This window comes from Flagellimonas alginilytica, from assembly GCF_042134605.1.
In the GTDB taxonomy this organism is placed as follows: Bacteria; Bacteroidota; Bacteroidia; order Flavobacteriales; family Flavobacteriaceae; genus Flagellimonas; species Flagellimonas alginolytica.
Window position 1 is genome coordinate 3679159 of sequence record NZ_CP169638.1, and the last position, 26322, is coordinate 3705480.

The 26322-nt window shown below is 41.1% G+C and carries 26 protein-coding genes; 16 read left to right on the plus strand and 10 right to left on the minus strand.

From position 1 onward, the window contains the following. The first annotated feature begins 15 nt into the window (after positions 1 to 15). Both ABTP35_RS16590 and ABTP35_RS16595 read left to right on the plus strand, forming a co-directional pair. Entirely contained in the window at positions 16 to 684 is a 669-nt protein-coding gene (locus ABTP35_RS16590) for a histidine kinase (protein ID WP_224836725.1), read from the plus strand. A gap of 180 nt (positions 685 to 864) precedes the next feature. Then, on the plus strand, positions 865 to 1533 hold the full coding sequence (locus ABTP35_RS16595) for a hypothetical protein (RefSeq protein WP_293295069.1): 669 nt from the start codon (positions 865 to 867) through the stop codon (positions 1531 to 1533). Positions 1534 to 1552: 19 nt separating this feature from the next. Here the strand turns inward: ABTP35_RS16595 and glyA are convergent, their stop codons facing one another. Next, positions 1553 to 2827 carry a serine hydroxymethyltransferase gene (gene glyA / locus ABTP35_RS16600; RefSeq protein ID WP_293295068.1) on the minus strand — a complete coding sequence of 425 codons (1275 nt, stop codon included), beginning with the start codon at positions 2825 to 2827 and terminating at the stop codon, positions 1553 to 1555. A 248-nt stretch (positions 2828 to 3075) separates the two neighbouring features. Here glyA and ABTP35_RS16605 point away from each other — a divergent pair, with 248 nt between their 5' ends. Then, the gene (locus ABTP35_RS16605; RefSeq protein WP_224836722.1) at positions 3076 to 4260 is read left to right on the plus strand and encodes a hypothetical protein; all 1185 of its coding nucleotides are present in this window, start codon (positions 3076 to 3078) and stop codon (positions 4258 to 4260) included. Positions 4261 to 4336: 76 nt separating this feature from the next. Here the strand turns inward: ABTP35_RS16605 and ytxJ are convergent, their stop codons facing one another. Further along, positions 4337 to 4726: a bacillithiol system redox-active protein YtxJ gene (gene ytxJ / locus ABTP35_RS16610; RefSeq protein ID WP_293295067.1), complete on the minus strand. Its 390-nt coding sequence runs from the start codon at positions 4724 to 4726 to the stop codon at positions 4337 to 4339. Between the two features lie 143 nt (positions 4727 to 4869). On the opposite strand from ytxJ, the gene clpB reads away from it, so the two are divergent. Beyond that, positions 4870 to 7470, plus strand: a complete 2601-nt coding sequence (gene clpB / locus ABTP35_RS16615; RefSeq protein WP_252079916.1) for an ATP-dependent chaperone ClpB — start codon at positions 4870 to 4872, stop codon at positions 7468 to 7470. A gap of 121 nt (positions 7471 to 7591) precedes the next feature. Then, entirely contained in the window at positions 7592 to 8188 is a 597-nt protein-coding gene (locus tag ABTP35_RS16620; protein ID WP_252079917.1) for a TetR/AcrR family transcriptional regulator, read from the plus strand. Positions 8189 to 8312: 124 nt separating this feature from the next. Here ABTP35_RS16620 and ABTP35_RS16625 read toward each other — a convergent pair whose 3' ends face one another. Beyond that, positions 8313 to 9731: a PorP/SprF family type IX secretion system membrane protein gene (locus ABTP35_RS16625; RefSeq protein WP_375334328.1), complete on the minus strand. Its 1419-nt coding sequence runs from the start codon at positions 9729 to 9731 to the stop codon at positions 8313 to 8315. 69 nt (positions 9732 to 9800) lie between these two features. Here ABTP35_RS16625 and ABTP35_RS16630 point away from each other — a divergent pair, with 69 nt between their 5' ends. Then, on the plus strand, positions 9801 to 10325 hold the full coding sequence (locus tag ABTP35_RS16630) for a histidine phosphatase family protein (RefSeq protein WP_252079919.1): 525 nt from the start codon (positions 9801 to 9803) through the stop codon (positions 10323 to 10325). Positions 10326 to 10366: 41 nt separating this feature from the next. On the opposite strand, the gene ABTP35_RS16635 is transcribed toward ABTP35_RS16630, so the two are convergent. Then, positions 10367 to 11116, minus strand: a complete 750-nt coding sequence (locus ABTP35_RS16635; RefSeq protein ID WP_293295065.1) for a DUF6503 family protein — start codon at positions 11114 to 11116, stop codon at positions 10367 to 10369. 80 nt (positions 11117 to 11196) lie between these two features. Between ABTP35_RS16635 and smpB the strand changes: the two genes are divergently transcribed. Next, positions 11197 to 11658: an SsrA-binding protein SmpB gene (gene smpB, locus ABTP35_RS16640; RefSeq protein ID WP_293295064.1), complete on the plus strand. Its 462-nt coding sequence runs from the start codon at positions 11197 to 11199 to the stop codon at positions 11656 to 11658. Here the strand turns inward: smpB and ABTP35_RS16645 are convergent. Then, positions 11655 to 12296, minus strand: coding sequence for a protein-L-isoaspartate(D-aspartate) O-methyltransferase (locus ABTP35_RS16645; protein ID WP_224836715.1), 642 nt, complete (start codon positions 12294 to 12296; stop codon positions 11655 to 11657). The two genes, smpB and ABTP35_RS16645, sit on opposite strands and share 4 nt — an antisense overlap. 115 nt (positions 12297 to 12411) lie before the next feature. Between ABTP35_RS16645 and ABTP35_RS16650 the strand changes: the two genes are divergently transcribed. The 9 genes from ABTP35_RS16650 to ABTP35_RS16690 all read left to right on the plus strand — a co-directional run bounded on the left by ABTP35_RS16650 (position 12412) and on the right by ABTP35_RS16690 (position 21344). Then, positions 12412 to 13377, plus strand: a complete 966-nt coding sequence (locus ABTP35_RS16650) for a Gfo/Idh/MocA family protein (protein WP_252081252.1) — start codon at positions 12412 to 12414, stop codon at positions 13375 to 13377. 50 nt (positions 13378 to 13427) lie between these two features. Further along, positions 13428 to 14315: a 3-hydroxybutyryl-CoA dehydrogenase gene (locus ABTP35_RS16655; RefSeq protein WP_293295063.1), complete on the plus strand. Its 888-nt coding sequence runs from the start codon at positions 13428 to 13430 to the stop codon at positions 14313 to 14315. 182 nt (positions 14316 to 14497) lie between these two features. Continuing rightward, positions 14498 to 15733 (plus strand): DUF1015 domain-containing protein, encoded by a 1236-nt coding sequence (locus ABTP35_RS16660; protein WP_293295062.1) that lies wholly within the window; start codon positions 14498 to 14500, stop codon positions 15731 to 15733. Between the two features lie 6 nt (positions 15734 to 15739). Beyond that, positions 15740 to 16399, plus strand: coding sequence for a YggS family pyridoxal phosphate-dependent enzyme (locus tag ABTP35_RS16665; protein ID WP_293295061.1), 660 nt, complete (start codon positions 15740 to 15742; stop codon positions 16397 to 16399). 13 nt (positions 16400 to 16412) lie between these two features. Then, the gene (locus ABTP35_RS16670; RefSeq protein WP_293295060.1) at positions 16413 to 17762 is read left to right on the plus strand and encodes an exonuclease domain-containing protein; all 1350 of its coding nucleotides are present in this window, start codon (positions 16413 to 16415) and stop codon (positions 17760 to 17762) included. After that, positions 17752 to 18600, plus strand: a complete 849-nt coding sequence (locus tag ABTP35_RS16675; protein WP_224836710.1) for an ion transporter — start codon at positions 17752 to 17754, stop codon at positions 18598 to 18600. The genes ABTP35_RS16670 and ABTP35_RS16675 overlap by 11 nt, the downstream gene beginning before the upstream one ends. Next, positions 18597 to 19523, plus strand: a complete 927-nt coding sequence (gene miaA, locus ABTP35_RS16680) for a tRNA (adenosine(37)-N6)-dimethylallyltransferase MiaA (RefSeq protein ID WP_293295059.1) — start codon at positions 18597 to 18599, stop codon at positions 19521 to 19523. The genes ABTP35_RS16675 and miaA overlap by 4 nt, the downstream gene beginning before the upstream one ends. Further along, positions 19513 to 20007, plus strand: coding sequence for a gluconokinase (locus tag ABTP35_RS16685; protein WP_293295058.1), 495 nt, complete (start codon positions 19513 to 19515; stop codon positions 20005 to 20007). The genes miaA and ABTP35_RS16685 overlap by 11 nt, the downstream gene beginning before the upstream one ends. A 2-nt stretch (positions 20008 to 20009) precedes the next feature. Beyond that, positions 20010 to 21344 carry a gluconate:H+ symporter gene (locus ABTP35_RS16690; protein ID WP_293295056.1) on the plus strand — a complete coding sequence of 445 codons (1335 nt, stop codon included), beginning with the start codon at positions 20010 to 20012 and terminating at the stop codon, positions 21342 to 21344. A 46-nt stretch (positions 21345 to 21390) separates the two neighbouring features. Here ABTP35_RS16690 and ABTP35_RS16695 read toward each other — a convergent pair whose 3' ends face one another. The 5 genes from ABTP35_RS16695 to ABTP35_RS16715 form a co-directional block, all read right to left on the minus strand. Then, the gene (locus ABTP35_RS16695; protein WP_224836706.1) at positions 21391 to 22107 is read right to left on the minus strand and encodes a response regulator transcription factor; all 717 of its coding nucleotides are present in this window, start codon (positions 22105 to 22107) and stop codon (positions 21391 to 21393) included. Positions 22108 to 22117: 10 nt separating this feature from the next. After that, the gene (locus ABTP35_RS16700; RefSeq protein WP_224836705.1) at positions 22118 to 23701 is read right to left on the minus strand and encodes a sensor histidine kinase KdpD; all 1584 of its coding nucleotides are present in this window, start codon (positions 23699 to 23701) and stop codon (positions 22118 to 22120) included. A 64-nt stretch (positions 23702 to 23765) separates the two neighbouring features. Next, positions 23766 to 24359, minus strand: a complete 594-nt coding sequence (coaE, locus tag ABTP35_RS16705) for a dephospho-CoA kinase (protein ID WP_293295049.1) — start codon at positions 24357 to 24359, stop codon at positions 23766 to 23768. Next, positions 24356 to 25165 carry a YbbR-like domain-containing protein gene (locus tag ABTP35_RS16710; RefSeq protein WP_293295047.1) on the minus strand — a complete coding sequence of 270 codons (810 nt, stop codon included), beginning with the start codon at positions 25163 to 25165 and terminating at the stop codon, positions 24356 to 24358. Before ABTP35_RS16710 ends, coaE begins: the two co-directional genes overlap by 4 nt. 149 nt (positions 25166 to 25314) lie before the next feature. Beyond that, positions 25315 to 26322 (minus strand): glycosyltransferase, encoded by a 1008-nt coding sequence (locus ABTP35_RS16715; RefSeq protein WP_293295045.1) that lies wholly within the window; start codon positions 26320 to 26322, stop codon positions 25315 to 25317.

Below are 26322 nucleotides of genomic sequence, written 5' to 3' on the forward strand. Positions count from 1 at the left end.
ATAAGAATACCTACGATGAAAACACTACGAATACTTGCAATAGACGACCATGAAATGACCATGCTCGGGTATAAGTTCATACTCGAAGGCATAGAATTCGATGGCCACAATATTATAGTCGATACAGCTACCTCTTACCACACAGGTAAAAAACTGATAGAGGATTCCGTTAATACCTTTAAATATGATATCCTTTTTTTGGATGTCCAACTTTTTGCCCCAAATGAAGACCAGCCATATACCGGTGAGGATCTTGGTATTTTGGCCCGTAAAATTGTTCCCGAGAGTAAAATTGTTTTTATGTCTTCCTTTAGCGACAACTTTAGGATCAACAGTATATTGAAATCCGTGGATCCAGATGGTTACCTGGTTAAAACGGATATTGACCCCAAAACGCTGGAAGAAGCCGTTAGAACCATAATGACAGAGCCTCCTTATTATTCGTCCAAGGCATTGGGGGCCATAAGAAAAAAGATGGCCAATGACATAGAAATAGACGAGAAGGACAAACAAATACTATATCACCTTTCCAAAGGAACAAAGAACAAGGATCTGGAAAAATTTATCAGGCTCTCCCCATCTTCCATTGAAAATAGAAAAAGGCACCTAAAGACATTGTTCGGAACCGAAAACGAAAACGATCTTGCCCTGATCTTAGCCGCAAAAAACCGAGGTTTTATTTAGGCTCGAATACCGTAAAATAAGGCGTTGTGACGATTTTGTGGTTGGTTTAGACCCAAAAAATCAAAAAAAACTTACAAACAAGGGAAAACCCCCAGAATTTTTAAGGATAATCTGTAATCCCATGCAAAAGATTCATCCTAATTTTATGTTGAAGGAATCACGAAGTTCAATCAACTCCACATGTCATCATCAAATAAACCAAATAACAATCATAAAAAATCTGGTCCAAAAACCTATTTGGCCACCGATGGATTGGATGATTTTTTACGCGTACTCGAAAAGTATTTTTTCGCTACTGCCAAAGTAATTTGCAGGCACGATTCAAAAAACCATTCCACTAATCTGGTCATCGACCTTCATCATAATTTTGGTATAGGTGAATGCCTACGTCATTTTAACAATGGCGATTGGGGCAATTATAATTTTGTAGAAGAGACCCACTCGGACATATCCAAATCGTTGGACAAAGCACTGGAGATCCTGAACAATAAAAGTCCCTATCCCATGGACATTTTAGAGCTATCTCTCCATTTTAAGGATACCTCTATCGTTATAACCCGTTTGCACAAGAACAGCATCCTCGAAGAGGCCAGCAATATTTTAACGGCCTTAGGCAAACACTTTGTTTATTTTACCAAAGGATTGACCGAAATGCCGTATGAGATTTTTGTTCCTGTTTTTGAAGACAATAACGCTGCTATCCAAAAGAAAACCTCTACACTAAGAACAAAGTGCGGTTATTACGATTATTGGGGCCTTTACTTTGATAAAGGACAAAAGCACAAGGCCCTAATATATTCCCTACGAAAGAAAAAACTGTTCGACGAAAGTATTTTCTTGTACGAATAACGCATTACGCTAGCGATTACTAAACACTGAACAAGGGTCTCGATTTCATTAAATCGTTGACCTTTTGTTTTATCTGGGCAATTTTGGCCTCGTTCTCAGCATCCATTAAAATTTCATCGATAAACCCAACAATGGTCTCCATATCTTCTTCTTTAAGACCTCTTGTGGTTATTGCCGACGTTCCAAAACGTATACCTGAGGTTATAAATGGTGATTTATCATCAAAAGGTACCATATTCTTATTGGCAGTAATGTCCGCTTTTACCAAAACTTGTTCGGCTTCCTTGCCGGATATGTTTGTATTCCTCAAATCGATCAACATCATGTGGTTGTCCGTACCTCCCGATATTACTTTGTAGTCCTTATCCATAAAAGCTTTGGCCATGGCAGCGGCATTTTTCTTCACCTGTACCATATAGTGTAAGAACTCGTCGGAAAGTGCTTCACCAAAAGCAACCGCTTTGGCAGCGATCACATGCTCCAGTGGGCCTCCTTGGTTTCCTGGGAAAACCGCTAGGTCCAAAAGTGCCGACATTTTTCTAAGATTACCGTTCTTTAATCGTATGCCAAATGGGTTATCAAAATTTTCACCCATTAAAATAAGGCCACCACGTGGACCACGCAATGTTTTGTGGGTAGTGGTAGTCACAATATGGCAATGCGGAATAGGATCGTTCAAGATTCCCTTTGCAATCAATCCTGCGGGGTGGGATATATCGGCCAACAAAATAGCGCCTACACTATCGGCAATTTCCCTAAATCGTTTAAAATCCATATCGCGCGAATAGGCAGATGCCCCGGCAATGATCAATTTGGGTTTTTCCTTATCAGCAATCTCCTGAATTCTGTCGTAGTTCAGCATGCCTGTTTCCTCGTCCACACCATAAAAGACCGGGTTGTACAATTTTCCGGAGAAGTTTACCGGCGAACCGTGCGTTAAATGGCCTCCGTGGGAGAGGTCGAAACCTAAAATAGTGTCACCCGGCTTTAAACATGCATGGTAAACCGATGCATTGGCCTGCGAACCCGAATGTGGTTGTACATTGGCGTATGCCGCTCCAAAAAGTTCCTTGGCCCTGTCAATGGCCAATTGCTCTACTTGGTCCACCACTTCGCAACCACCATAATAGCGCTTTCCAGGATATCCCTCTGCATATTTATTGGTAAGTACGGAACCTGCAGCTTCCATTACCTGTGGACTTACAAAGTTTTCTGAAGCTATCAATTCAATACCTTCCAATTGTCTATCCTTTTCTTGTGCTATTAGTTCAAAAATTTTGTGGTCTCGTTGCATTTGCCTTTATTTTTAATAAGCGGTAAAATTACGAATTGCCAGTAGATTTTTATCTATAAAAAACCGTTAGCTGTGTATTTTTATTAAACAACAGTTAACAATGTGCCAAATCCCAAAAAGTAATAAAAACCTTGTTTTTAAGCCTTTTGGTCCAAGATATACTACCCTTCGACCTTTTTCGTTTATAAATTGGGGAATTTTGGCACAGCTATTGAATTCCCCCTAATCAAACCAATAAAGTTGAACCTATGAAAAAAATTTTACTCTTAACCGCAATAATTGTTTTTAGCGCTTGCAGCGGCGTAAAGAAAACACAGGAGGCCCTCAATACGGGCAACTACATTACAGCAATGAACAAGGCCATAAAGAACCTGGCCGAGAACAAGACCAAAAAAGGACATCAACAGTACATTGTTTTATTGGAAGAGGCCTTTGCCAAAAATGCCGCGAGGGAGCAACAAGAAATTTCATTTCTTCAGAATGATGGCAATCCCGCGAATTTGGAAAACATCTACAATAAATATTTACAGTTAAAACAAATCCAACAGCGTATAAGACCTTTACTACCTTTGTATATTTCAGATGAAGGAAGAAACGCCGAGTTCAATTTTGTAAACTACGATAACAATATCTTAAATACCAAGGACGAACTTTCCGAGCATTTATACCAAAATGCCCTGAACCTACTATCCACGGCCAAGTATAAATCGGATTACAGAAATGCCTATGATGATTTAAAATATTTGCAGGAAATTAACCCGGGCTACCGGGAAACGGCAGCAAAAATGGATGAAGCCTACAATAAAGGTTTGGAATTCGTAAGGGTGGACATTGCAAATCAGACACAACAGATCATCCCGGAGCGATTGGAGTCGGAGCTTTTGGATTTTAATGCCTTTGGCATTGATAACTTCTGGTTGCAATACCACACCAACCCCTTGAAAAATGTAAAATATGATTATGCCATGAACTTGGATTTTATGGAGATCAATGTGTCTCCGGAGCGTATTAACGAAACCCAAGTGATAAAAGAGAGACAAATCAAAGACGGTTGGCAATACCTCTTGGACAACGATGGCAATGTGGTAAAGGATAGTTTGGGAAACAAAATAAAAGTAGATAAAATGCGAACGGTTACTTGTAAATTGTTCCAGTTTACCCAGACCAAAAGTGCTCAAATTGGCGCAAAAGTGAGTTTTACAGATTTACGAAGCGGACAGGAAATCAACTCCTACCCCCTATCGAGCGAATTTATTTTTGAACATATCTTCGCCAATTATCAAGGAGACAAAAGAGCCTTGGAAGACGACCTTTTGTTGTACTTGAACGCTAGGGAAGTTCCTTTTCCGTCGAACGAGCAAATGGTCTACGATGCAGGCGAAGATCTAAAAGCACGCCTAAAGAGCATTGTATCCAAGTACCAGTTCAATTAAAAAATGGTGCCGTATCGAGCGTGGTCGAGATGTATTAACGTTCTTGGCCACGCTCGAGTCGAAACCTATCCAAAACCTACAGGTACTGTTTCAAATCTACATCCGAAATAGCTCCGTGGGATGTATGGAAAACCACTTCGCCATTCTTGATTACTAGCAATTGTGGCGACTCATGCCGTACTTTGAACTGGTCCTCTATCGCGTTCGATACATCCCGATTGCGCTGAATCGTTAAAAAATGAATATCGACCTCCAAATCCATATCATATCCTTCGGTAAACATGCCCAATACCATTCTGCTGATACCGCATGTACTGGAATGCTTATAAACAATTTGGGGTCTCGCTTTTGATTTCTCCTTAATCGTCTCCAATTGCTCCAATGATTCCAATGGAACCCAGGGCAATTCCTTCTTTTCCGTATTGGTTTTCTCCTTCTTTCCGAAAACACTGTCAAATAATCCCATATTACAAATTTACAGGATAAGTCGGCGGGGAACAAAAAGCTTACAACTGACTAAATGTCTTATTTTTATTGAGTTTTACAGACATTTTGACGGTATCTTCTTCATGGTAAGGTTGTTGACTTAATTCAAAAAAAACAACAACTATGAACTTTAATAATTTTACCATAAAATCACAAGAAGCCATTCAAAGGGCTCAACAGTTGGCCCAAGAATTTGGGCATCAACAAATCGAAAACGAGCATTTGTTCAAGGCTATTGCCGAAGTCGATGAAAACGTATTGCCTTTCATACTAAAAAAATTGAACGTCAATACCAACCTCATCAACCAAATATTGGACAAGGAACTGCAGAGTTTTGCCAAGGTCTCGGGAGGGGAAACAATGCTATCCAGAGAAGCAGGTAAAACGGTGAACGAGGCCAGCATCATTGCAAAGAACATGGGCGATGAATATGTTTCGGTCGAGCATTTGCTATTGGCCATTTTTAAATCCAAAAGTAAAATTGCCCAGATCTTAAAAGATCAGGGTGCTACGGAGAAAGATTTTAAAACTGCCATTCAAGAACTGCGAAAAGGTGGAAAGGTTACCTCGCAAAGTGCCGAGGACACCTATAATTCCTTGGATAAATATGCAAACAACCTTAACCAAATGGCCGATAGCGGCAAATTGGACCCCGTAATCGGGAGGGACGAAGAAATTCGAAGGGTACTGCAAATTTTATCCCGTAGAACAAAAAACAATCCCATGCTCGTTGGTGAGCCCGGGGTAGGTAAAACCGCGATCGCGGAGGGTCTGGCGCACCGAATTATTCAAGGAGACGTACCGGAAAACCTAAAGGACAAAGTAATCTATTCGCTCGATATGGGTGCCCTTATTGCTGGAGCAAAATACAAGGGGGAGTTCGAGGAGCGCCTTAAGGCCGTAATCAAGGAAGTTACCTCCTCCGATGGCAATATTGTACTATTTATAGATGAAATTCACACACTGGTAGGTGCAGGTGGCGGACAGGGTGCAATGGACGCTGCAAATATTCTAAAACCTGCGTTGGCACGTGGTGAACTCAGAGCCATAGGAGCCACAACTTTGGATGAATATCAAAAATATTTTGAAAAGGACAAAGCCCTGGAGCGCAGGTTCCAAAAGGTAATCGTGGACGAACCCGATACCGAAAGTGCCATTTCCATACTTAGAGGTATAAAGGAAAAGTACGAAGCCCACCACAAGGTCCGAATTAAGGATGATGCCGTAATCGGTGCCGTGGAACTATCTCAACGCTACATTACCAATCGCTTTTTGCCGGACAAGGCAATCGACCTTATGGACGAGGCCGCTTCCAAACTTCGAATGGAAATTAATTCCAAACCCGAAGAACTGGACGTTTTAGACAGAAAGATCATGCAACTGGAAATTGAGGTCGAAGCCATTAAACGAGAAAACGATACGACCAAACTAAAGTCGTTGAATTTGGAACTGGCCAACCTTAAGGAAGACCGTAACGAAATTTTCGCCAAATGGGAGAGTGAAAAAACCGTGGTGGACAATATCCAAAAAACCAAAGAGGATATCGAACACTATAAAGTAGAGGCCGAACGTGCCGAACGCAACGGCGATTACGGTAAGGTAGCAGAATTGCGGTATGGCAAGATCAAAGAAGCCCAGGAAAAATTGGACAAGTTACAAGAAGAGCTTGCAACGCAGCAAACCGCTGGTACTCTGATCAAAGAAGAAGTAACCTATGAGGATATTGCGGAAGTAGTTGCCAAATGGACAGGTATCCCGGTCAACAAGATGATGCAGAGCGAAAGAGAGAAACTTTTAAAATTGGAAGATGTACTCCACAAGCGCGTAGTGGGCCAAGATGAGGCAATAATTGCCGTCTCCGATGCCATCCGAAGAAGTAGGGCCGGATTGCAAGATGCCAAAAAACCTATAGGCTCTTTTCTATTTCTAGGTACAACAGGGGTAGGTAAAACCGAGTTGGCAAAAACCCTGGCCTCATACTTGTTCGATGATGAAAATGCAATTACACGGATCGATATGAGCGAGTACCAAGAACGCCATTCCGTCAGCAGGTTGGTCGGGGCCCCTCCGGGGTATGTAGGATATGATGAAGGTGGACAATTAACGGAAGCCGTACGGCGGAAGCCTTATTCGGTAATCCTGTTGGACGAGATAGAAAAAGCACACCCAGATACGTTCAACATCCTTTTGCAAGTGCTGGACGAGGGAAGACTGACCGACAACAAAGGTCGAGTGGCAGATTTTAAAAACTCCATTATTATAATGACCAGTAACATGGGCAGCCACATTATCCAAGAGAAATTCGAAGATGCCGTGGATGTGGAAAGTGCTTCCGATGCAGCTCGAGTAGAGGTGCTGGGATTACTAAGGAAAACCATTAGGCCAGAGTTTTTGAACCGAATAGACGACATTATCATGTTTACCCCGTTGAGCAAATCGGATATCAAGGACATTGTAGGGCTTCAATTGGAAAACTTAAAGAAAATGTTGTCCAAGCAAAATATTACGTTGGATGCCACACAAGAAGCCATCGCTTATTTGGCAGAGAAAGGTTACGACCCCCAATACGGTGCCAGACCGGTCAAAAGATTGATTCAAAAAGAAGTATTGAACAGCTTGTCCAAAGAACTGCTTTCGGGCAAAATTAGCTCGGATAGTATTGTTCTACTGGATTCTTTTGACGACCAATTGGTGTTCAGAAATCAGAACGAATTGGTGGAATAACATTAAATCGCCCTTAAAACGAGCCCTTACTTTGTTAAAGTAGGGGCTTTTGTTTTGGAAAATACCAGACAGTATCTGATTTTTTATATCTTAGTTTCCACCAATACCAACCTTTACTAAAATGACCAAGAAAGCCGAAAGGACCACAGCGTACATTATTGAAACCGTGGCTCCCATTTTCAACAAACATGGCTACGTGGGCACCAGTATGAGTGATCTTACAGAGGCCACCGGCCTGACCAAAGGTGCTATTTATGGTAATTTTGAAAACAAAGAGGCGCTGGCCCTTTCTTCTTTCGAGTACAATAGAAATTTGTTGTTGTCGGCCATAGACCATAAACTGGAGTTTGGAACGGCTGCTTTGGATAAACTGTACTCCTTACTGGGTTTTTACAAACAATATGACGTATTTACACTGCCCATGGGTGGATGCCCACTGCTAAATGTTGGTGTTGATGCACAAGGAAACAACAAGCTCTTGGCCGCTGCCGTTAAAGAAACCATAAAGGAGGTCGAGGGCAAAATCGCACTCGTACTAGAAAACGGTGCCAAACAAAACGAAATCAGACTTGCGGTCCCGCCTCTGCAGTTTGCCAAACAATTATTCACCATGATCCAAGGTGCCATTGCAATGAGTACGATGACACAGGATCGCAAATATTTGATGAACACCATCACCTATTTGGAATATTTGATAAAACAAGAGCTTAGAAAATAAGACGAATCCTTTGGTTGCTTTCAAAATGGTTCGGACAGGAAAGAATGCATTGCGACCAGATACCCCCCTTTTCGCCACTATCGATGACTTACAAGTTAAGGTAAACATGGATAGTTGAATAGAATTAATTCCCTCTCACCCTAAAAATCCATGTTTTGTACACGTATTTACCATAAAATTTACTGTCCCTTGCTTTTCTGGCCTCTTCCATGGTGTTATACCTTTCCAAGTATACATAATTATATCTATTGGATTTTCTGTAGAAAGATTTGGGCTCTAGTCCCATCTCACGGACCGTTTCCATAAAACTCTCGAAATATTTCTTTGTGCCGTACACATTGGCGATCAGATAAAAACCGGCCTGCAGACCGTCCTCGCTTTCAACTTCCTCATATCGTTCATTGGGTTTTACTTCCACTGTTTGATTCTGTAAACGTGCAATACTATCTTTTTTACGTTGAAGCTCCAATTGCCCGTTCTTTCGTTGGATTTCGGACAACGAATCTTTCTCTCGCTCCATCTCTCTTCTAGCTTGGAGTTCCCTTTGTTCCTTTTCTTTGCGTTGTCGATCGATTTCTTCTTCGAGCTGCCTTGATTTTTCTTTGTCATCTTCAGGGTCTTGATGCTTTTCCCTGAATTTTGTTTTTCCAAAGTGATAAGACGCTACAATTTCTATGGTAGGATCTTCATCGGTCAATAGATCGTCTGTTCCAAATTCCATAAGCCCACCTACGGAAAAAGTATTGGCTATAGTAACACCCAGCCCTCCGAATGCACCATAAAAACTATTATACCCGCCCTGCACCCAAAACTTGGATGTGGACAAAAGTCCATTAATGCCATATTGGGTATCGCCCTCTGGTACAGATTTTACATATACCACAGGCCGAACAAAACTGTCCCCAAAAGCATCTGATATCGTTACTGGAAAGTCGTTGGCCAATGTTCCGGTAACCACCTGAAAACTATCCATATTCTCGCCATTCCCGGATACACTAAAACCCACAGCATTTTCAAATGCCACACCAACACTAAAACGATTGACCATTAGTCGAAGAGCTGGTGAAAATTGGACCCTAAATCCCTCAAGATCTTCCAGTTCCTCAGGGGTCAGTTCGTCTTCCAGCCCAAACCGCTCATCTGCCACGGTTTGCCTAAAAGCAAATGTATTTAGTCCGGCCATTAGGTCGACCCCATCATCGAGCTGAAAAGTTTGCGCAAAATTCAAGTTGCCTCCCGTGTATAAAAATAAGCCCGTATTATGTTGCAAAAAACCACCTGCGACAACGGCCATCGGATTTAATTGATGGGTATAATTTACAAAGATAGATGTTGGGTCTCCGTCGATACTCTGCCATTGCCAACGCGTCCAAATGGATAGTGAGTTCGGCCTGTTCCAATCCAGGGAATAGGTAGGGTTCCACAAACTGGCATTGAACTGAGTGAGCGTATGTTGCCTAAAATCCGACGGCAAAACAAGTTCTTGCCCCCTACTAAACCAGAAATTTACCAGTACCAAAATACAAACCACTAATTTTCGCATACAAGAAAATAAAAATTAAACGTTACTTTTAAACGGATAAATAAAAACTAGGGAACTTTGAATAGAACTATGCGAACCATCAAACCGCTAATTGCTCTTGCAATTATACTCGTTGGAAGTATCGGATGCAAAAAAGATACAAAAATTGTGGAAGACCCTGTTATCTCCACCTTTTATTTTATTCGTCATGCGGAAAAGGACAGGACCGATCCGGACAACCCGGACCCGGAGCTAAATCAAGATGGTCTCGACAGAGCTATTCGCTGGGCAGAAGTTTTCGACCCTATTTCTTTGGACAAAGTGTATTCCACCAATTACGAGCGCACATCCATGACCGCTGCGCCGACCTCTATCAAAAAAGATATCGATATTGAGTACTACGATCCACAAACTTTGGATATTGAGGAGTTTAAGCTTCTTAATGAAGGTAAGAACATTTTAGTGGTAGGCCACAGCAATACCACCCCCATGCTGGTAAATAAAATTTTAGGCTTGGAAAAATACGATCAAATGGACGACTCGGACAACAGCAGTCTTTTTATTGTTCGTTTTATCGATGGTGTCCCAACCGACATTCGACTAAAAATGGATTAACCAATTCTATTCCAAAAAAATTGTATTGACCAAAGATAGCTTTATTCCGATTCGTCCGTAACGGTAATATTTTTAGTTTCTATTTTGGATAATAGTTCCAGCCCGTCCGTATGGAACAACTGGCCAATTTCCAATATATCGCTTCCTTCTTGTTTGGGTTTATAGTTTTCATAATCCACAAAACGGATACCGCCAATATAACGCTCGTTATATGCCTTTCTAAATCGCTGTCCACCACCGTTTACATGGAAGCTATAGGCCAAGTAATCAGGTTTAAATGATTCTGTGTTAAACCAATATACATAAGTGTCTTCGAAATCGACCCCTCCTCCTTGTTGGTCGAATGTCACCTTGATCTTGTAGTATTCTTTATTTTTAATGGTCTCCTTGCCCAATAGCTCTTTGTTTACTGCGGCATCGTTCAACCCCAATGGCAACCGCACAAAATAGTGGACAGAGTTAATGGAGTTGGTATAAAGTTGAGCTATGGAATCCTTGACTTTTACCAAGGAGTCATTCATGTATCGCTCAAAATTATCCATGGTCATAATATCTTTTACGACTACCGAGTCCAAATCCCTTGTACGCGTATAAACCCGATTACCGTCAATATTTTCCGATCTATATTTTAAATCCCTAAAATCGAAGGTCACTTCATGGGTTTCGAACAGTTTACCCCCGCTATCTTCAATGGATTTATTTACAATATCTTGGGCGGTCAGTTCTTTTTTAGGTTCTTGTTTGCAACTAATAACAATAACTAAGAGGAGCAGGGATAAAATTCTTTTCATAGATGAGTTTTGATACTTATTCGTAAAATCTAACGTAACATTACAAAAATCTTGCTAAAGAGTTTATATTTTTGTCCCCAATGCAGAAAAATATCAACATAAAAAACAGAAGAGCCCGGTTCGATTACGAAATCCTGGATACCTACACAGCAGGTATAGTTTTGGGCGGCACCGAAATTAAATCCCTTCGATTGGGCAAAGCCTCTATTTCGCAAAGTTTTTGTGAGTTTAATCCCAAGGGCGAGCTGTTTGTGATCAATATGCAGATCGATGAGTATAGCCATGGTGGGCATTACAACCATAGGCCAAAAGCAGAACGTAAATTATTGCTCAACAAAAGGGAGTTGAAAAAACTTCAAAAAGAGGTCGCCACAACCGGATTGACCATTGTTCCCTTAAATGTTTTTATAAATGATCGAGGTCTCGCCAAAATGAATATTGGACTTGCCAAGGGGAAAAAACTGTACGATAAGCGGGAAACCTTAAAGGATCGTGACAATAAGCGCAATCTCTCCCGGATCAAAAAGAGTTTCAATAATTAATTTTTGTCTTCCAACAGCGGAACAAATCGAAACGACCCAAATTCCTTTTTCTCGAATTCCTTTTCAGACTTACGCACAAATAGTGTCATGATCTGCTCGTCAACACCCACCGGGATTACCAGCCTACCACCTATTTTTAGTTGGGACAACAACGGTTTGGGCACTTCTGGGGCGCCAGCAGTAACAATAATACCATCAAAAGGAGCTTCTTGCGGCAATCCCTTATATCCATCCCCAAAAATCATCTTCTTGGGGCGATAGTGCATTTTATTAAAAAACAATCGGGTGGATTTAAACAGTTCCGATTGTCTTTCAATGGTGTACACTTTAGCCCTTAAATACAATAAAACAGCAGTTTGATACCCGCTCCCGGTACCTATCTCCAAAATCTTGGCATTGGGTTCAACCTGCAACAATTCCGTCTGGAAAGCTACGGTATACGGTTGGGAAATCGTTTGATCCGCACCAATGGGAAATGCCTTGTCCTGATACGCATGATCTTCAAAACTGCTATCTAAAAACAAGTGCCTTGGAATAGTCTTTATGGCCTCTAAAACTTTTTGATCGGTAATTCCCTTGGCCGCTACAACTTCTGCCAAGTTCTTGCGCATTCCCCTATGTTTGAGCGTATCCTTCATGGTCTGTGGTCTGGAGGCACGAATTTAAAAAGTTCCCTAAAAATATCCCTCTACTTCCGATCAAAAATTTATGGAAACTGACATCATATCCTTATTTTTGACGAAAACAGGAAATATGCTAAAAGTTGGTGTCCTTGGAGCAGGACATTTAGGGAAAATACACCTGAGGCTCCTAAACCAATCGGACAAATACGAACTGGTCGGGTTTTATGACCCCGATGAAATCAACGCCAAGAAAGTCGCAGCGGAATTTGGATATAATTATTTTGAGAACATCAATAAATTGATCGATGCCGTTGATGTTGTAGATATTGTAACCCCTACCCTTTCACATTTTGATTGTGCCAAAAAGGCCATTGAAAAAGGCAAGCACATATTTATTGAAAAACCTATCACCAACACACTTGAAGAAGCCGAAGAATTGCTCGAACTTACCAAACAGCATGGCGTAAAAGGGCAAGTGGGACATGTGGAGCGATTTAACCCTGCTTTTTTGGCCGTAAAGGACAAGATCGACAATCCCATGTTCATAGAGACGCACCGTTTGGCAGAATTTAACCCTAGGGGAACCGATGTTCCCGTGGTCTTGGATTTAATGATCCATGATATTGACGCTATTTTAAGCGTTGTTCCATCCGAAGTCGAAAAAATAAACGCAAGTGGCGTTTCGGTGATCAGTCAATCCCCAGACATAGCAAACGCCCGAATCCAATTTAAGAACGGCTGTGTCGCCAATCTTACATCGAGTCGGATTTCCTTAAAAAATATGCGTAAATCCAGGTTCTTTCAGCGCGATGCCTACATATCCGTGGACTTTTTAGAGAAAAAGGTAGAGGTTGTAAAAATGAAGGACGCACCAGAAAATCCTGGTGATTTTGATATGATTCTCCAGAATGCCGAGGGCGATAAAAAGCAGATCTATTTTGAAAACCCCGAAATAGACGCCAACAATGCCATTTTGGACGAATTGGAAACCTTTGCCAATGCCATCAACAACGATACTACACCGATCGTGAGCTTGGAGCAAGGTGCCAATGCCCTTAGAGTGGCCCTTCAAATAATCGAATCCTTTAAAAATTAACTCAGTTGTTGTTCTCCGTTCCGAGAACAAAGCCATACAAACTAAATACAATGAAAAAAATAGCTGTAATCGGTGCCGGAACCATGGGTAATGGAATTGCCCATGTATTCGCACAAAACGGATATCATGTAAATCTTGTGGACATTTCCCAAGTATCTTTGGACAAAGGAATGGCCACAATAACCAAAAATTTGGACCGTATGATCGCCAAGGAAGTGATAGACGAAGCCAAAAAAGAGGGTACATTGGCCAATATAACCACTTACACCAATGTAAAGGACGGTGTAAACGATACCGATCTTGTGGTAGAGGCAGCTACGGAAAATTTGGACATCAAACTAAAGATTTTCAAGGATTTGGACGAAATATGCAAGCCCGAAACCATTTTGGCAACCAACACCTCTTCCATTTCCATAACACAAATAGGAGCGGCCACGAAACGCCCGGAAAAAGTAATCGGAATGCATTTTATGAATCCTGTTCCAATTATGAAATTGGTAGAGATCATAAGGGGCTACAGTACCTCAAACGAGGTTACCCAAACCATTATGGAGCTATCCAAGAAATTGGGCAAAATCCCGACCGAGGTAAACGATTATCCTGGATTTGTGGCCAACAGGATCTTAATGCCTATGATCAACGAATCCATCGAAACTTTGTACAACGGTGTCGCCGGCGTTAGAGAAATAGATACGGTAATGAAATTGGGAATGGCTCACCCCATGGGCCCATTGCAACTTGCCGACTTTATTGGATTGGATGTATGTCTTTCCATCTTAAATGTGATGTACGATGGTTTCAAAAACCCAAAATATGCCCCATGCCCTCTACTTGTGAATATGGTGATGGCCGGTAAATTAGGGGTAAAATCAGGTGAAGGCTTTTACGATTATTCCGAGTCCAGAAAAGCCGAAAACGTTTCCGCACAATTTAAATAGGATTAAAAAGAATTTGATCGTTATTCCAACAGAACAAAGCGACGAGGAATCTCATAACTTTAAATCACTACCGAGATTTCTCACTACATTCGAAATGACAAAGAAGACCAAGTATTTCGAAATTAAGTAGTGATAATTAATAATTAGAGGGAAGCACCTCTTTTAACTATATAAGGAATTTCATGGCCATAGTTAAGCCTTTTAAGGCCATTCGCCCCACAAAGGACAAAGCTTTTTTTGTTGCATCGCGCTCCTACGAGGAATATTCAAAAGAAGAGCTCAAGGCTGTACTGCAGTACAACCCGTTCTCGTTTTTACATATCATCAATCCAGGATTCAAGTTCGATAAAAACATTAAGGGTAAGGAGCGTTTTGGACTTGTACATAATCGGTATTTGGAGTTTTTGGAAGAAAACATCTTTCAGAAGGACGAAGAGCCCAGTTTTTATCTCTATCAAATAGAAAAGGATGATTTTAAGAGTTTAGGCTTCTTTTGTGCATGTAGCGTGGATGATTACAGGAGCAACGTCATCAAAAAACATGAGGACACCATACAAGACCGGGAAGAACTTTTTGCAGATTACCTGCACACCGTAGGTTTTAATGCAGAACCGGTTTTAATGACTTACGAGGACAGTGATTTGGTAGATGAAATATTCCAACGAAAAATACAGCGCGAGCCCGAATATGATTTTACCACTACGGACAAAGTAAACCACAAGCTTTGGAAAATTTCATACCCCGAGGGCATAAAAAAACTGGAAAGTGCTTTTGGAGACCTAAACTCGCTCTACATAGCGGACGGACACCACCGTAGCGCCTCATCCAGTTTGTTGGCCGATATTAAAAAGACCGAAAACCCCAACCATACCGGAGAGGAAGCCTACAATTATTTTATGGCTTATCTGATTCCTGAGTCCCAGATGAAAATTTTTGAGTTCAATCGAATGGTGAAGGATTTGAACGGATTTTCCAAGAAAGAATTCCTTATCCAGTTGGACGAACATTTCCGTATCGAGAAAAGAATGGACGGACTGAGAAAACCCTCCAAAAAACATGAGTTCAGCATGTATTTGGCCGGAGAGTTTTATACCCTTCATTTTAGAAAAACCAATCACGTTTTTCCCGATGCTTTGAGTAAATTGGACACTCAAATTTTGTACAAAACTGTTTTGGAACCCATTTTGGGGATTACAGACTTACGAAACGACGACCGGATTTGTTACGGTTATGGCAAAAACAACCTGATCCAAATGAAAGATATGGTGGATTCGGGAGCTTTTGCCGTTGGTTTTAGCCTTGTTCCCACAACCATAGAAGAAATTAAGGCCATTGCCGATGCGGGTTTGGTAATGCCCCCAAAAAGCACGTATATTGAGCCTAAGCTCCGCAGCGGGCTGGCGATTTATGAATTATAGAAAACTATGTCCATAAAAGATAATCTCGATAAAATAAAATCCGAACTCCCTTTAGGGGTTACCTTGGTTGCCGTTTCCAAAACCAAGCCCAATAAAGATATTATGCAAGCCTATGATGCCGGACAACGGGTGTTTGGAGAAAATAAAGTACAGGAGATGGTCCAAAAATGGCAAGATTTGCCCAAGGACATCGAATGGCACATGATAGGCCACCTACAACGCAATAAGGTAAAATACATGGCCGAGTTTGTCTCCTTGATCCATGGGGTGGACAGCCCTCGGTTACTCAAGGAAATCGACAAACAGGCAAAAAAGCATGACCGTGTAATACCTTGCTTACTACAAATACATATTGCCGAAGAGGACACTAAATTTGGTCTTGATAGGAACGAACTCGATCAACTCATCAATTCCGAGGAATTTAAGACCATGGAAAACATCAAAATTGTTGGTTTGATGGGCATGGCAACTTTTACGGATGACAAAAAACAAGTTAGTAAGGAATTTGCCCTACTTAAGTCTTCGTTTGATGATCTTAAAACAGAATTGCCCGACATCGGCATTCTTTCCATGGGAATGAGCGGTGATTACCAATTAGCCATAAAGGAAGGCAGTAACATGGTGCGGATCGGAAGCAGTATATTTGGGGCTAGAAACTATTCATAACCAGTAATTTTCCATGTACGCGATACTCGACATTGAAAGCACCGGAGGAAAATATAACGAGGAGGGCATTACAGAGATTGCCATCCATAGGTTCGATGGGCACGAGGTAGTCGATAAATTTATCTGCTTGATCAACCCAGAGAGGGAAATACAGCCATTTGTGGCCAAACTTACCGGTATCAACAATAAAATGTTGCGGTCGGCGCCAAAATTTCATGAAGTGGCCAAGCGTATCGTTGAAATTACCGAAGGAGCTGTTCTAGTGGCACATAATGCCCAGTTCGACTATCGCATCCTTAGAACGGAATTTAGGCGATTGGGCTATGATTTTCAACGCAAGACACTTTGTACCGTGGACCTTTCCAAACAACTCATACCCGAAGCGGAATCGCACAGTCTGGGTAAATTGGCACGATCACTGGGTATTCCCATGAGCGATAGGCACCGTGCCAATGGCGACGCCCTTGCTACTTTGAAGCTTTTTAAATTGTTGCTGAACAAGGACTCGGAAAAAAAGATCATTACCGAAGTCATACGTGAAGAAACCCACGGAGAACTATCCCCCAATCAATTGGACATGGTTTTTAACCTCCCATCCGATACCGGTGTGTACTATATGCACAACAAGGATGGCGAAATCATCTATTTAGGTAAAACAAAAAACATTAAAAAGCGTGTGAACCAGCATTTTACCAATGTTGGGAAATTAGCTCGCAAACTGCAAAAAGAAACCAAAAAGGTTACCTACGAAACTACGGGCAGTGAACTTATTGCCATTCTAAAAGCATATTTAGAGCAAACGAAAACCAAACCACGGTACAATCATGTTTCCAGAAAGAAACTGTTTACCCACACCATAGACTTTAATCGGAACGGAACGGACCACATAATTCTGGACGTGGAAAAAAGCAGGGCTTTGGAATACAAAAAAATGGCATTCAACGGAACGCAAGCTGCAAAAAGCTTTCTAAAAAAAGTTGCTGAAGAGTTTGACCTGTGCCCCGCGTCTCTCGGATGGGAAACTAATAATCAAGAAAAGGAAAATCGATCCAATCCAGATTGTTGCAACAAAAAAATATTGTCCGTTTTTGAAAAGTACAGTATTCAAGATAAAAACATTGCATTAACAGATCGTGGGCGCGAGACCGGGGAACGAAGCTTTGTTTTGGTTAAAAATGGTAAGCTTCAAGGATTTGGGTACGTTGAACTCAATCATCAGATCAATAATATTCATATCTTAGAATCGATTATGACTCCGTTGCGTAGCGATGAAAACACTACTTTTATAGTGGAAACCTACTTAAGAAAAAACCATCGACTAAAAACCATACCGTTAACCACCTCACCTTCTTATGGACAATAAACCACTTCCCAAATGGCAAAATACCCTTCATGAAATAATTTATGAAGCGGATACCCCTGCGGGCAAGTTTTTTGACCTGATGCTCTTTGTATTGATCATTATCAGTGTAATTCTGGTAATGCTGGAAAGTGTTCAGGAAATCGATCAGAAGTACCACAAGAGCCTTCTTGCAATGGAATGGATTGTGACCATCTTTTTTTCCATCGAATATATCGCAAGGATCATCAGTATAAAAAAACCATGGAAATACATCTTTAGTTTTTATGGCATCATAGATTTTTTATCGACCATTCCCTTGTACCTTTCCTATATTTTGGCCGGCTCACAAGTACTTTTGGCGGTAAGGGCTTTTCGCTTGCTAAGGATTTTCAGGATATTAAAGCTCGTCAAGTTCATTGGGGAAGCCTCACAGCTAAAAAAAGCACTAAAAGCCAGTAGAACCAAAATCGCGGTATTTATTTATGTGGTCTTGATCCTTTCGGTGATCCTGGGTACGATGATGTACATTGTTGAAGGAAACGAAGCTGGTTTCACGAGTATCCCAAGGAGTATCTATTGGACCGTTGTTACCCTGACCACCGTAGGCTATGGTGACATTACGCCTGTAACCAGTTTAGGACAGTTTTTGGCCACGGTTATTATGATCTTGGGGTATGGTATTATTGCGGTGCCCACTGGAATTGTGACCGCAGAAATTGCCAAGAGCGGTAAAGATGACAAAAAGGATATTGATAAAGAACCCATGGTCCACGTAAATACACAAGCTTGTCCATGCTGTGGTATTGGGGGGCACAGAGACGATGCATCGCATTGTTATAACTGCGGACATGGTTTATGAGCACTAAGACCCTACTTGCCATAGTTGGCCCAACTGCAATCGGCAAAACAGCGTTGGGCATTACACTGGCCAAATATTTCGATACGGAAATCATATCGGCAGATTCCCGTCAGTTTTTTAAGGAAATGAATATCGGAACTGCAGTGCCCTCCCTGGAGGAGCTACGAGAAGCCAACCATCATTGTATTCAGCATAAAAGCATTTTTGAACCCTATTCCGTAGGCGATTTTGAAAAAGATGCCATTGCATTGCTCACACACCTATTTAAGGAAAACAATATTGCCGTAATGGTTGGTGGCAGTGGACTGTATGTGGATGCCGTGGTCAACGGACTGGATGAATTTCCCCATGTTGACCCGGAAATTAGACTGGCACTGAACCAAACTTTGGAAAAGGAAGGCTTAAAAAGCCTTCAGACCGAACTTAAAAAGAGAGACCCGGAATACGCCCAAAAAGTGGATATGGAAAATCCGCATAGATTGATCCGTGCCCTTGAGGTTTGCAGAACTTCCAATCAACCCTATTCTTCTTTTCTAAACCGACCCAAAGCCAAAAGACCCTTTAAAACACTCTATATTGGAATTGATGCCCCCAGGGAAATCATTTACCAAAGAATAAATAAGCGCGTAGATCTAATGATGGAGGCCGGATTATTGGACGAAGCCAGAAAACTACACGAGCATAAAAGACTTAATGCACTGCAAACTGTTGGTTACAAGGAACTTTTTGAATATCTTGACGATAATTGCACTTTGGAATTTGCCGTATCTGAAATCAAGAAAAATACCCGAAGATTTGCAAAACGGCAGCTAACATGGCTGCGAAAAAATAATTCTATTTTGTGGGTCCCTTTTGATGGTAAGCCGGAAAAAGTGATACAAATGGTTACAGACCAATTAAAAACCGACCTTTATGCCTCATAATAAAACCGTGCTCGTAGTTATGGGAGTCAGTGGCTCCGGTAAATCCAAAATCGGCAAACTGCTTTCAAAAAAACTCAACTTGCCTTTTTATGATGGCGATGACTTTCACCCCGAAGCCAATATCGAAAAAATGAGCTCCGGCACCCCATTGAACGATAACGATCGAAAAGAATGGCTTATCGAACTCAATAAATTGGCGTTGAAAAACAAAAAAGTCGGTGCAATAATAGCATGTTCGGCACTTAAAAAAAACTACAGGAGCATCTTACGAGCAGGAATGGGAAATTGTATGGCGTTTGTTTATTTGAACGGCACTTTTGAATTAATTCGGTCCAGATTGGAAACCAGAAAAGACCATTTTATGCCCATGGACCTGCTAAAATCACAGTTCGATACATTGGAACCTCCTTCCAACGAAATTTCGGTTTCCATTGACAAGTCTCCCGACAGTATTGTCAAGGACATACTCAAACAACTCAACTAACCATGGAAATTAATCTACTGTTGGCCGTTCTTATTGGAATAGCCATTCTATTATTCCTGATTTTGAAACTCCGCATTCACGCGTTCGTTGCTTTATTGATCGGTAGTATTACCGTTGGCCTTATTGCCGGGCTGGATGCCGGCCAGATCATCGGAACGGTACAGAAAGGGATGGGCGGGACCTTGGGTTTTGTGGCAACGGTGGTAGGTTTGGGCGCTATTTTTGGTGGATTTTTGGAAGCATCGGGCGGTGCAAAGGCCATTGCCGATTTTATGGTTGCCAAGTTTGGATTAAAAAAAGCTCCTTCAGCTATGGTAATTTCAGGTTTTCTGATTGCTATTCCCGTTTTTTTCGATGTAGCTTTTATCATATTGGTCCCCATGATCTATGCCCTACAGCGTAGGACCGGTAAATCACTTCTCCTATATGCCATACCCCTGTTGGCAGGTTTGGCTATTACTCACGCTTTTATCCCCCCAACACCAGGACCAATAGCAGTGGCCGACATTATTGGAGTAGATCTGGGCTGGGTAATATTGATGGGCTTTGCCGCAGGAATTCCAACAGCATTGATCGCCGGGCTATGGTTCGGAAAACACATTTCGAAAAAGATATTTGTTGCAGCACCGGAAGAAATTGAAGAAGAAAACCACCCTAAACTCCCCCCAATTACTCAAGTATTACTAATTATAGGGCTGCCCATCGTTTTGATTTTGTTGAATACAATGGCTTCTGCGGGAACTTTTGGAGCTTTAAATACCAATTTATTGAATATTATCGCATTGGTCGGCCATCCATTTTCTGCATTGATCATTGCGAACTTATTGGCCTGGTACTTTTTTGGGCTAAAAAAAGGATTTACCAAAGACCAACTATTAAAGATATCCACCAAATCCCTGGCCCCAGCAGGAACCATAATCCTTTTGACGGGTGCTGGCGGTGTTTTTAAACAGGTTTTAACGGATACAGGAGCTGGCGAACTTTTAGCCTCCTCTTTGAGTAATGCAGGAATTCCTGTTTTGGCCTTTGCCTTTATTAGTGCTGCTATAGTCCGTATTGTTCAGGGTTCGTCCACAGTTGCCATGATTACCGCGGCGGGCTTGGTTTCCCCCTTATTGGTCAATAGCAGTTTAAACTCTATTGAACTGGCCTGTTTGGTTATTGCAATTGCATCCGGCGCCAGTATATTTTCGCATGTCAACGATAGTGGTTTCTGGCTGGTCGGTCAGTATTTGGGCATAACGGAAAAGCAGACCTTCCGTTCTTGGACCATAATGACCACTATATTGGCTTTTGTTGGGGTACTGACCGTTTCTATAATTTATGCCTTTGCATAAAAAAAGCCACCATAAAAGGTGGCTTTTTTTGGTATGAAAACCTTATTTATTGCTCGTTTTCGGCTTTTACCACAAGTCTAAAACCTTCGCCGTGAATATTCAAAATCTCGACCAAATCGTCTTTCTTAAGGTATTTTCTCAACTTGGCGATATAAACATCCATACTCCTCGATGTAAAGTAGTTGTCATCTCTCCAAATCTTTGTTAGTGCCAATTCTCGTGGCATTAGATCATTCTCATGAAGCGCCAACAAACGTAAAAGTTCATTTTCTTTTGGTGATAGTTTAATGGGCTCCTCTTCTTTATATTTTAGAAAACGTAGTTTGGAGTTTAAATGGAAGTTTCCAATTTCGAACTCGAACTGTTTGCTGTCGGCCAAGGAACTAGAGGCTTTTCTTTGCAGAATCGCCTTCAACTTCATAAGCAATACTTCAGAATCGAAAGGCTTGTTCAAATAATCGTCCGCACCTGCTTTATATCCTTTCAATACATCTTCTTTCATGGTCTTGGCCGTTAAAAAGATAATCGGAACATTTTCGTTCTTTTCACGGATTTCCCGTGCTAGGGTAAATCCGTCTTTATAAGGCATCATTACGTCCAAAATACAAACATCAAAATTGTCCTTTTTGAATTTTTCGAAACCTTCCATTCCGTTTTTGGCCAGAACAACATCAAAGTCGTTCATGTTCAAATAATCTTTTAGCACAATTCCAAAATTTGGATCGTCCTCCACTAATAGTATCTTCTTTTTCTCTGTATCCATAGTTCGCTTTTTAAATTAAAGGGAGTTTTATAAAGAAAGTGCTTCCTTTTCCTTTTTCACTTTCGGCATAAACCTCGCCTTGATGATCGTCTATTATTCGTTTTACGTAGGCCAATCCCAATCCGTGACCTTTAACGTTGTGTATATCGCCGGTATGTTCCCGGTAAAATTTTTCAAATACTTTTTTGAGTACTGCCTTGCTCATTCCCGAGCCTTGATCTTGTACTTTTATTATTATGCTGTTCTTTGCCACTTCGGTAAACACATCAATCTTTGGTGTTTCCGGTGAATATTTTACGGCATTGTCCAAAATATTGACCACCACATTGGTCAAGTGCATATCGTTGGCCAAAACCTCCGATCTTTCTGCATCGAGATGGGCATTTACATACCCCCCTCTATCCTGAACAATCAACTCGATATGGGCGATGGCATCGGTTATAATATCGTGCATGTTTACCCTATCTTTACTTATGTCCAATTGGTTTTTCTCCAACTTGGATATTCTCAGGACATTTTCTACTTGCGCATGCATGCGCTTGTTCTCATCACGAATCATGCCCAAATATCGCAACACCTTTTCCTTATCCTCAATGGATTTTGGGTTCCTAATGGCCTCCACCGCTAAATTTATGGTGGCAATGGGCGTTTTAAACTCGTGTGTCATGTTGTTGATAAAATCGGATTTGATCTCCGAAATCCGTTTTTGTTTGATCAACTGGTAAATGGCACTGGAATACGCCAATAAAATTACCAACGTGAACACAAAGGACAATACGGCCATTCCCATCACCGAACTGAATATGTATTTCTTCATACTCGGGAAGGTTAACAGCAATGAGAAATTGGAAACTCCCTCACTATCCTTGAAAATTGGGGCTTTGTACATTTTAGAGCCAGAGAACTTAAACTTTCTGGATCTTATTTTAGTAGGATAGCCTTGACTGTAAACACCATATTCGTAATCGATATCAATATTCCTATTGCTCAATTCTTGACCAAGGAGAAGTTCCAGTTCTTGATTGGAAACCCGTTTGTGTATGGGTTGTGTTTTGGAATACTCCATAAACACATCTTCCCATGCAGCTAACTCAATTTTGTCGAGTTTACCGATATTGGTTACTTTCTCAATTGGAGTTAAACTATAGCTTTTACCATCAATACCAAATTCTTCCTTAAAAACACTTTTGGTTCTTCGGCTGGTAAAGTTTTTAAATGTAGTGGAATCGTTTCCACCCAATCCATTATCAAAGAACGCCGAGGTTATTGTGTAATCTTCTTCCAGGATACCATGTGAGTAGAAAAGGATTTCGTCCGAATTAAGGTCCCTTTCTACAAACATAAAATTTTTGTAATGGGCACTTTTTGGCTCACCAACACTATCTGCAAGAGAAGCCAAACGGTCCGAGTATTCCTTCATCTCCCGTTTCTCCACCCTACTCGCTACTTTATCCAGTATGTCCGTAACTGTTCTTGAGAATTGTTCTTCCTTGTCGTTTATGGATGTTCGAATCCAATATACCTGCACAAAAATTATCCCCAAAAGGGATAAGCTCATAAGAACAACCAGAAGAACGAATAGCTTCTTGTTCATTGGGGTAAAATTAAAAATTTAACATTTAGTAATTTGAGCGTTTAACCAAAACTTAACATAAATGTTAAAATTTAATGGCCATTGCTAAAAGTTTGAGGTGTAGTTCTTTAACCTTTTCCTTGGTTTTCTCCAAGTCCAGGTTCTCTATTGAATAATGGGCCATTCTTTGCTTTTTTTCATCGTTCAGCTGATTTTCCATTCGGTCCAAAACCGCTTGCTTGCCCACATTGTCCCTATCGATGACCCTTTGAATTCGATTTTCGACCGGAGCGGTCACCAAAATGGTACGGTCATATTTTTCTTGTGCCCCGTTCTCAAAAATCAATGCAGTCTCTTGGATTACATAGGGACTTTCTTGCCTTTTGGCCCATTCCAAAAAGTGGGTTCTAACTGCCGGATGCACAATATTGTTCAATTTTTGAAGTAGTTCCGGACTTTTAAACACCTTACCGGCAATATATTGTCTGTTTAAACCGCCATTAGCATAGGCATTGTTACCCAACAACTGCTCAATTTTGAATCTTACTTCTTTGGAGTCCACCATCAACTTTTTGGCTTCTTTATCCGAATCGTACACGGGCACTCCAAGCTCCTTGAACATTTTGGCCACTGTGCTCTTACCGCTGCCTATACCCCCTGTAAGTCCAACTATCATCATTGTTGTTCCAAAACAAAGTTTACACTGTTATCTTCCAATTTAATGTCATATACTTTTAGAGGGCTCTGTACCACATCCAGAAACAAGGTGCTACTGCCGGAACCTGCCAGTTGTTCGTAATCGGCCACAACTTCGAAGTCAGATGCGGCGATTTCCTTCAATCTATCTATAGTGGCCTTACAAAGTATGGTGACGGTATTCGGGAAGGTTTTAATCTGATAGCCTTCCGGCACGTTAACGACATTGATCGGAACCTCGAATATTTTTTCAGAAAACTTGGACACCTTGCCACTCATTGTAGCGGTGGAGATTGAAAAAATACTATTGTCCAGACCTTTTGGAAAAGTCAAGGATACAGTTCTCGAAAAATCCGCGCTTACATCACTAAGCTGAACAATAGCGGTTTTTATGGTTTGAATAGTATCGATTTCATTTTTAGGCCCCTTGACCACCACAGAATCGGGAGACATTGAGATTTTACCGTCCAAAATATAATTCTGTTTAAGCTTAAGGTCCAATTTAGGCTGTATTGGTATTTTTCTGGAATTCACTTGGTACAGATCTACTTCCAACGGGTCCCTGCCCAATTCCAACAGAGAAATATTTTGGGACAATTGCTGATCCATTTGCTTTTTGAGGGCATCTTCGCCTATAACATAACCGCCATTGCTATAAATTACTTGGGACAGGTCCACATCAATTCGTCGTTTAAAAATTTTATAGTATAAAAACTGGAATCCACTGGTCCGTAGTTTTGCTTCTATTTGATTTTCGGTATTCTTACCCAATAATAATGAATCTGGCAAATTGCGATAATTTAATGTAAAAATTGTCCGGGACTCATAGGTTTCGGAAAGATTACTGATAAACCATGCCAAAAATGAGCATAACAAGAAAAGTGAAAACACCTTCACTTTCTTTTTATTGAGGCCATGCAATACCCTTTTGAACACTTTTACTTTTTCTTGAAAAACAATTTTGGAAACAGTTCCTCTGGCTCCTTACTACTAAAGTTAAGCAACATTGTGGACTTGAAAAAACCAATTCCATATCCGGTAAACTGAATTAAAGCAGCAAATATGGCCAAAAATGACACAATTAGGTTGTTACTTTTGATCAATGCATCCAAAAACAGGATCGAAAAATAGAATACATAGAGCAATAATGGCAACCAAAGTCCAAAGATTGAAAGAATGATCGCAACACTCAGTCCCAATATGAACAAAGTAGGGAACCAATAGGTCGGTTTCGCCGTTCCGGGGTGCCATTTGTTCAAAATGGGGCGTACACTGCCAAATTTATTCACCTGAATATAAAATTTGTTCCAATCGATACGCCTCTTGTGGTAGACGTAGGCATCTGGAAACAACCTTGTATCGAAACCTGCTTTCCAGATTCGAAAAGTAAGGTCAGGGTCTTCTCCGGGATGAATCCTGCCAAACCCTCCGGCCTTTTCGAAAGCCTCTCGGGAAATACCCATGTTAAAGCTACGGGGCTGAAATTTGCCTACTGCTTTTTTGCCCCCACGAATCCCTCCTGTGGTCAAAAAAGAGGTCATTACATAGTTGATGGCCTTCTGAATTGTAGTAAAAGAAGTGTCGGCGGCATCAGGACCGCCAAAACAATGGACAAACTCTTTTTTAAGTTCTTTATCGACCTCGGACAAATATTGTTTTGGGAGAATACAATCCGAATCCAAAACTATAAAGTAATTCCCTTTTGCGCGTTCCATTCCGTAGTTTCTGGAGTCGCCAGGCCCGGAATTTTCTTTGAAATAGTAGGAAATCTGAAGGTTTTCCCGAAAAGAGTTTACCATTTGCTCAGAACTATCGGCAGATCCGTCCTCCACAATAACCACTTCAAAATCCTCGGCATAATTCTGCGATTGCAAGCTTTCCAATAGCTCACGAACCTCTTCGGGCCTATTGTAAACCGGAACTATTATGGAAAAAAATGTGTTCAT

Excerpts from the sequence above, each read along its gene's own strand:
- ABTP35_RS16590 (WP_224836725.1), top strand. The coding sequence starts at position 16 with ATGAAAACACTACGAATACTTGCAATAGACGACCATGAAATGACCATG.
- ABTP35_RS16595 (WP_293295069.1), top strand. The coding sequence starts at position 865 with ATGTCATCATCAAATAAACCAAATAACAATCATAAAAAATCTGGTCCA.
- glyA (WP_293295068.1), bottom strand. The coding sequence starts at position 2,827 with ATGCAACGAGACCACAAAATTTTTGAACTAATAGCACAAGAAAAGGAT.
- ABTP35_RS16605 (WP_224836722.1), top strand. The coding sequence starts at position 3,076 with ATGAAAAAAATTTTACTCTTAACCGCAATAATTGTTTTTAGCGCTTGC.
- ytxJ (WP_293295067.1), bottom strand. The coding sequence starts at position 4,726 with ATGGGATTATTTGACAGTGTTTTCGGAAAGAAGGAGAAAACCAATACG.
- clpB (WP_252079916.1), top strand. The coding sequence starts at position 4,870 with ATGAACTTTAATAATTTTACCATAAAATCACAAGAAGCCATTCAAAGG.
- ABTP35_RS16620 (WP_252079917.1), top strand. The coding sequence starts at position 7,592 with ATGACCAAGAAAGCCGAAAGGACCACAGCGTACATTATTGAAACCGTG.
- ABTP35_RS16625 (WP_375334328.1), bottom strand. The coding sequence starts at position 9,731 with ATGCGAAAATTAGTGGTTTGTATTTTGGTACTGGTAAATTTCTGGTTT.
- ABTP35_RS16630 (WP_252079919.1), top strand. The coding sequence starts at position 9,801 with ATGCGAACCATCAAACCGCTAATTGCTCTTGCAATTATACTCGTTGGA.
- ABTP35_RS16635 (WP_293295065.1), bottom strand. The coding sequence starts at position 11,116 with ATGAAAAGAATTTTATCCCTGCTCCTCTTAGTTATTGTTATTAGTTGC.
- smpB (WP_293295064.1), top strand. The coding sequence starts at position 11,197 with ATGCAGAAAAATATCAACATAAAAAACAGAAGAGCCCGGTTCGATTAC.
- ABTP35_RS16645 (WP_224836715.1), bottom strand. The coding sequence starts at position 12,296 with ATGAAGGATACGCTCAAACATAGGGGAATGCGCAAGAACTTGGCAGAA.
- ABTP35_RS16650 (WP_252081252.1), top strand. The coding sequence starts at position 12,412 with ATGCTAAAAGTTGGTGTCCTTGGAGCAGGACATTTAGGGAAAATACAC.
- ABTP35_RS16655 (WP_293295063.1), top strand. The coding sequence starts at position 13,428 with ATGAAAAAAATAGCTGTAATCGGTGCCGGAACCATGGGTAATGGAATT.
- ABTP35_RS16660 (WP_293295062.1), top strand. The coding sequence starts at position 14,498 with ATGGCCATAGTTAAGCCTTTTAAGGCCATTCGCCCCACAAAGGACAAA.
- ABTP35_RS16665 (WP_293295061.1), top strand. The coding sequence starts at position 15,740 with ATGTCCATAAAAGATAATCTCGATAAAATAAAATCCGAACTCCCTTTA.
- ABTP35_RS16670 (WP_293295060.1), top strand. The coding sequence starts at position 16,413 with ATGTACGCGATACTCGACATTGAAAGCACCGGAGGAAAATATAACGAG.
- ABTP35_RS16675 (WP_224836710.1), top strand. The coding sequence starts at position 17,752 with ATGGACAATAAACCACTTCCCAAATGGCAAAATACCCTTCATGAAATA.
- miaA (WP_293295059.1), top strand. The coding sequence starts at position 18,597 with ATGAGCACTAAGACCCTACTTGCCATAGTTGGCCCAACTGCAATCGGC.
- ABTP35_RS16685 (WP_293295058.1), top strand. The coding sequence starts at position 19,513 with ATGCCTCATAATAAAACCGTGCTCGTAGTTATGGGAGTCAGTGGCTCC.
- ABTP35_RS16690 (WP_293295056.1), top strand. The coding sequence starts at position 20,010 with ATGGAAATTAATCTACTGTTGGCCGTTCTTATTGGAATAGCCATTCTA.
- ABTP35_RS16695 (WP_224836706.1), bottom strand. The coding sequence starts at position 22,107 with ATGGATACAGAGAAAAAGAAGATACTATTAGTGGAGGACGATCCAAAT.
- ABTP35_RS16700 (WP_224836705.1), bottom strand. The coding sequence starts at position 23,701 with ATGAACAAGAAGCTATTCGTTCTTCTGGTTGTTCTTATGAGCTTATCC.
- coaE (WP_293295049.1), bottom strand. The coding sequence starts at position 24,359 with ATGATGATAGTTGGACTTACAGGGGGTATAGGCAGCGGTAAGAGCACA.
- ABTP35_RS16715 (WP_293295045.1), bottom strand. The coding sequence starts at position 26,322 with ATGAACACATTTTTTTCCATAATAGTTCCGGTTTACAATAGGCCCGAA.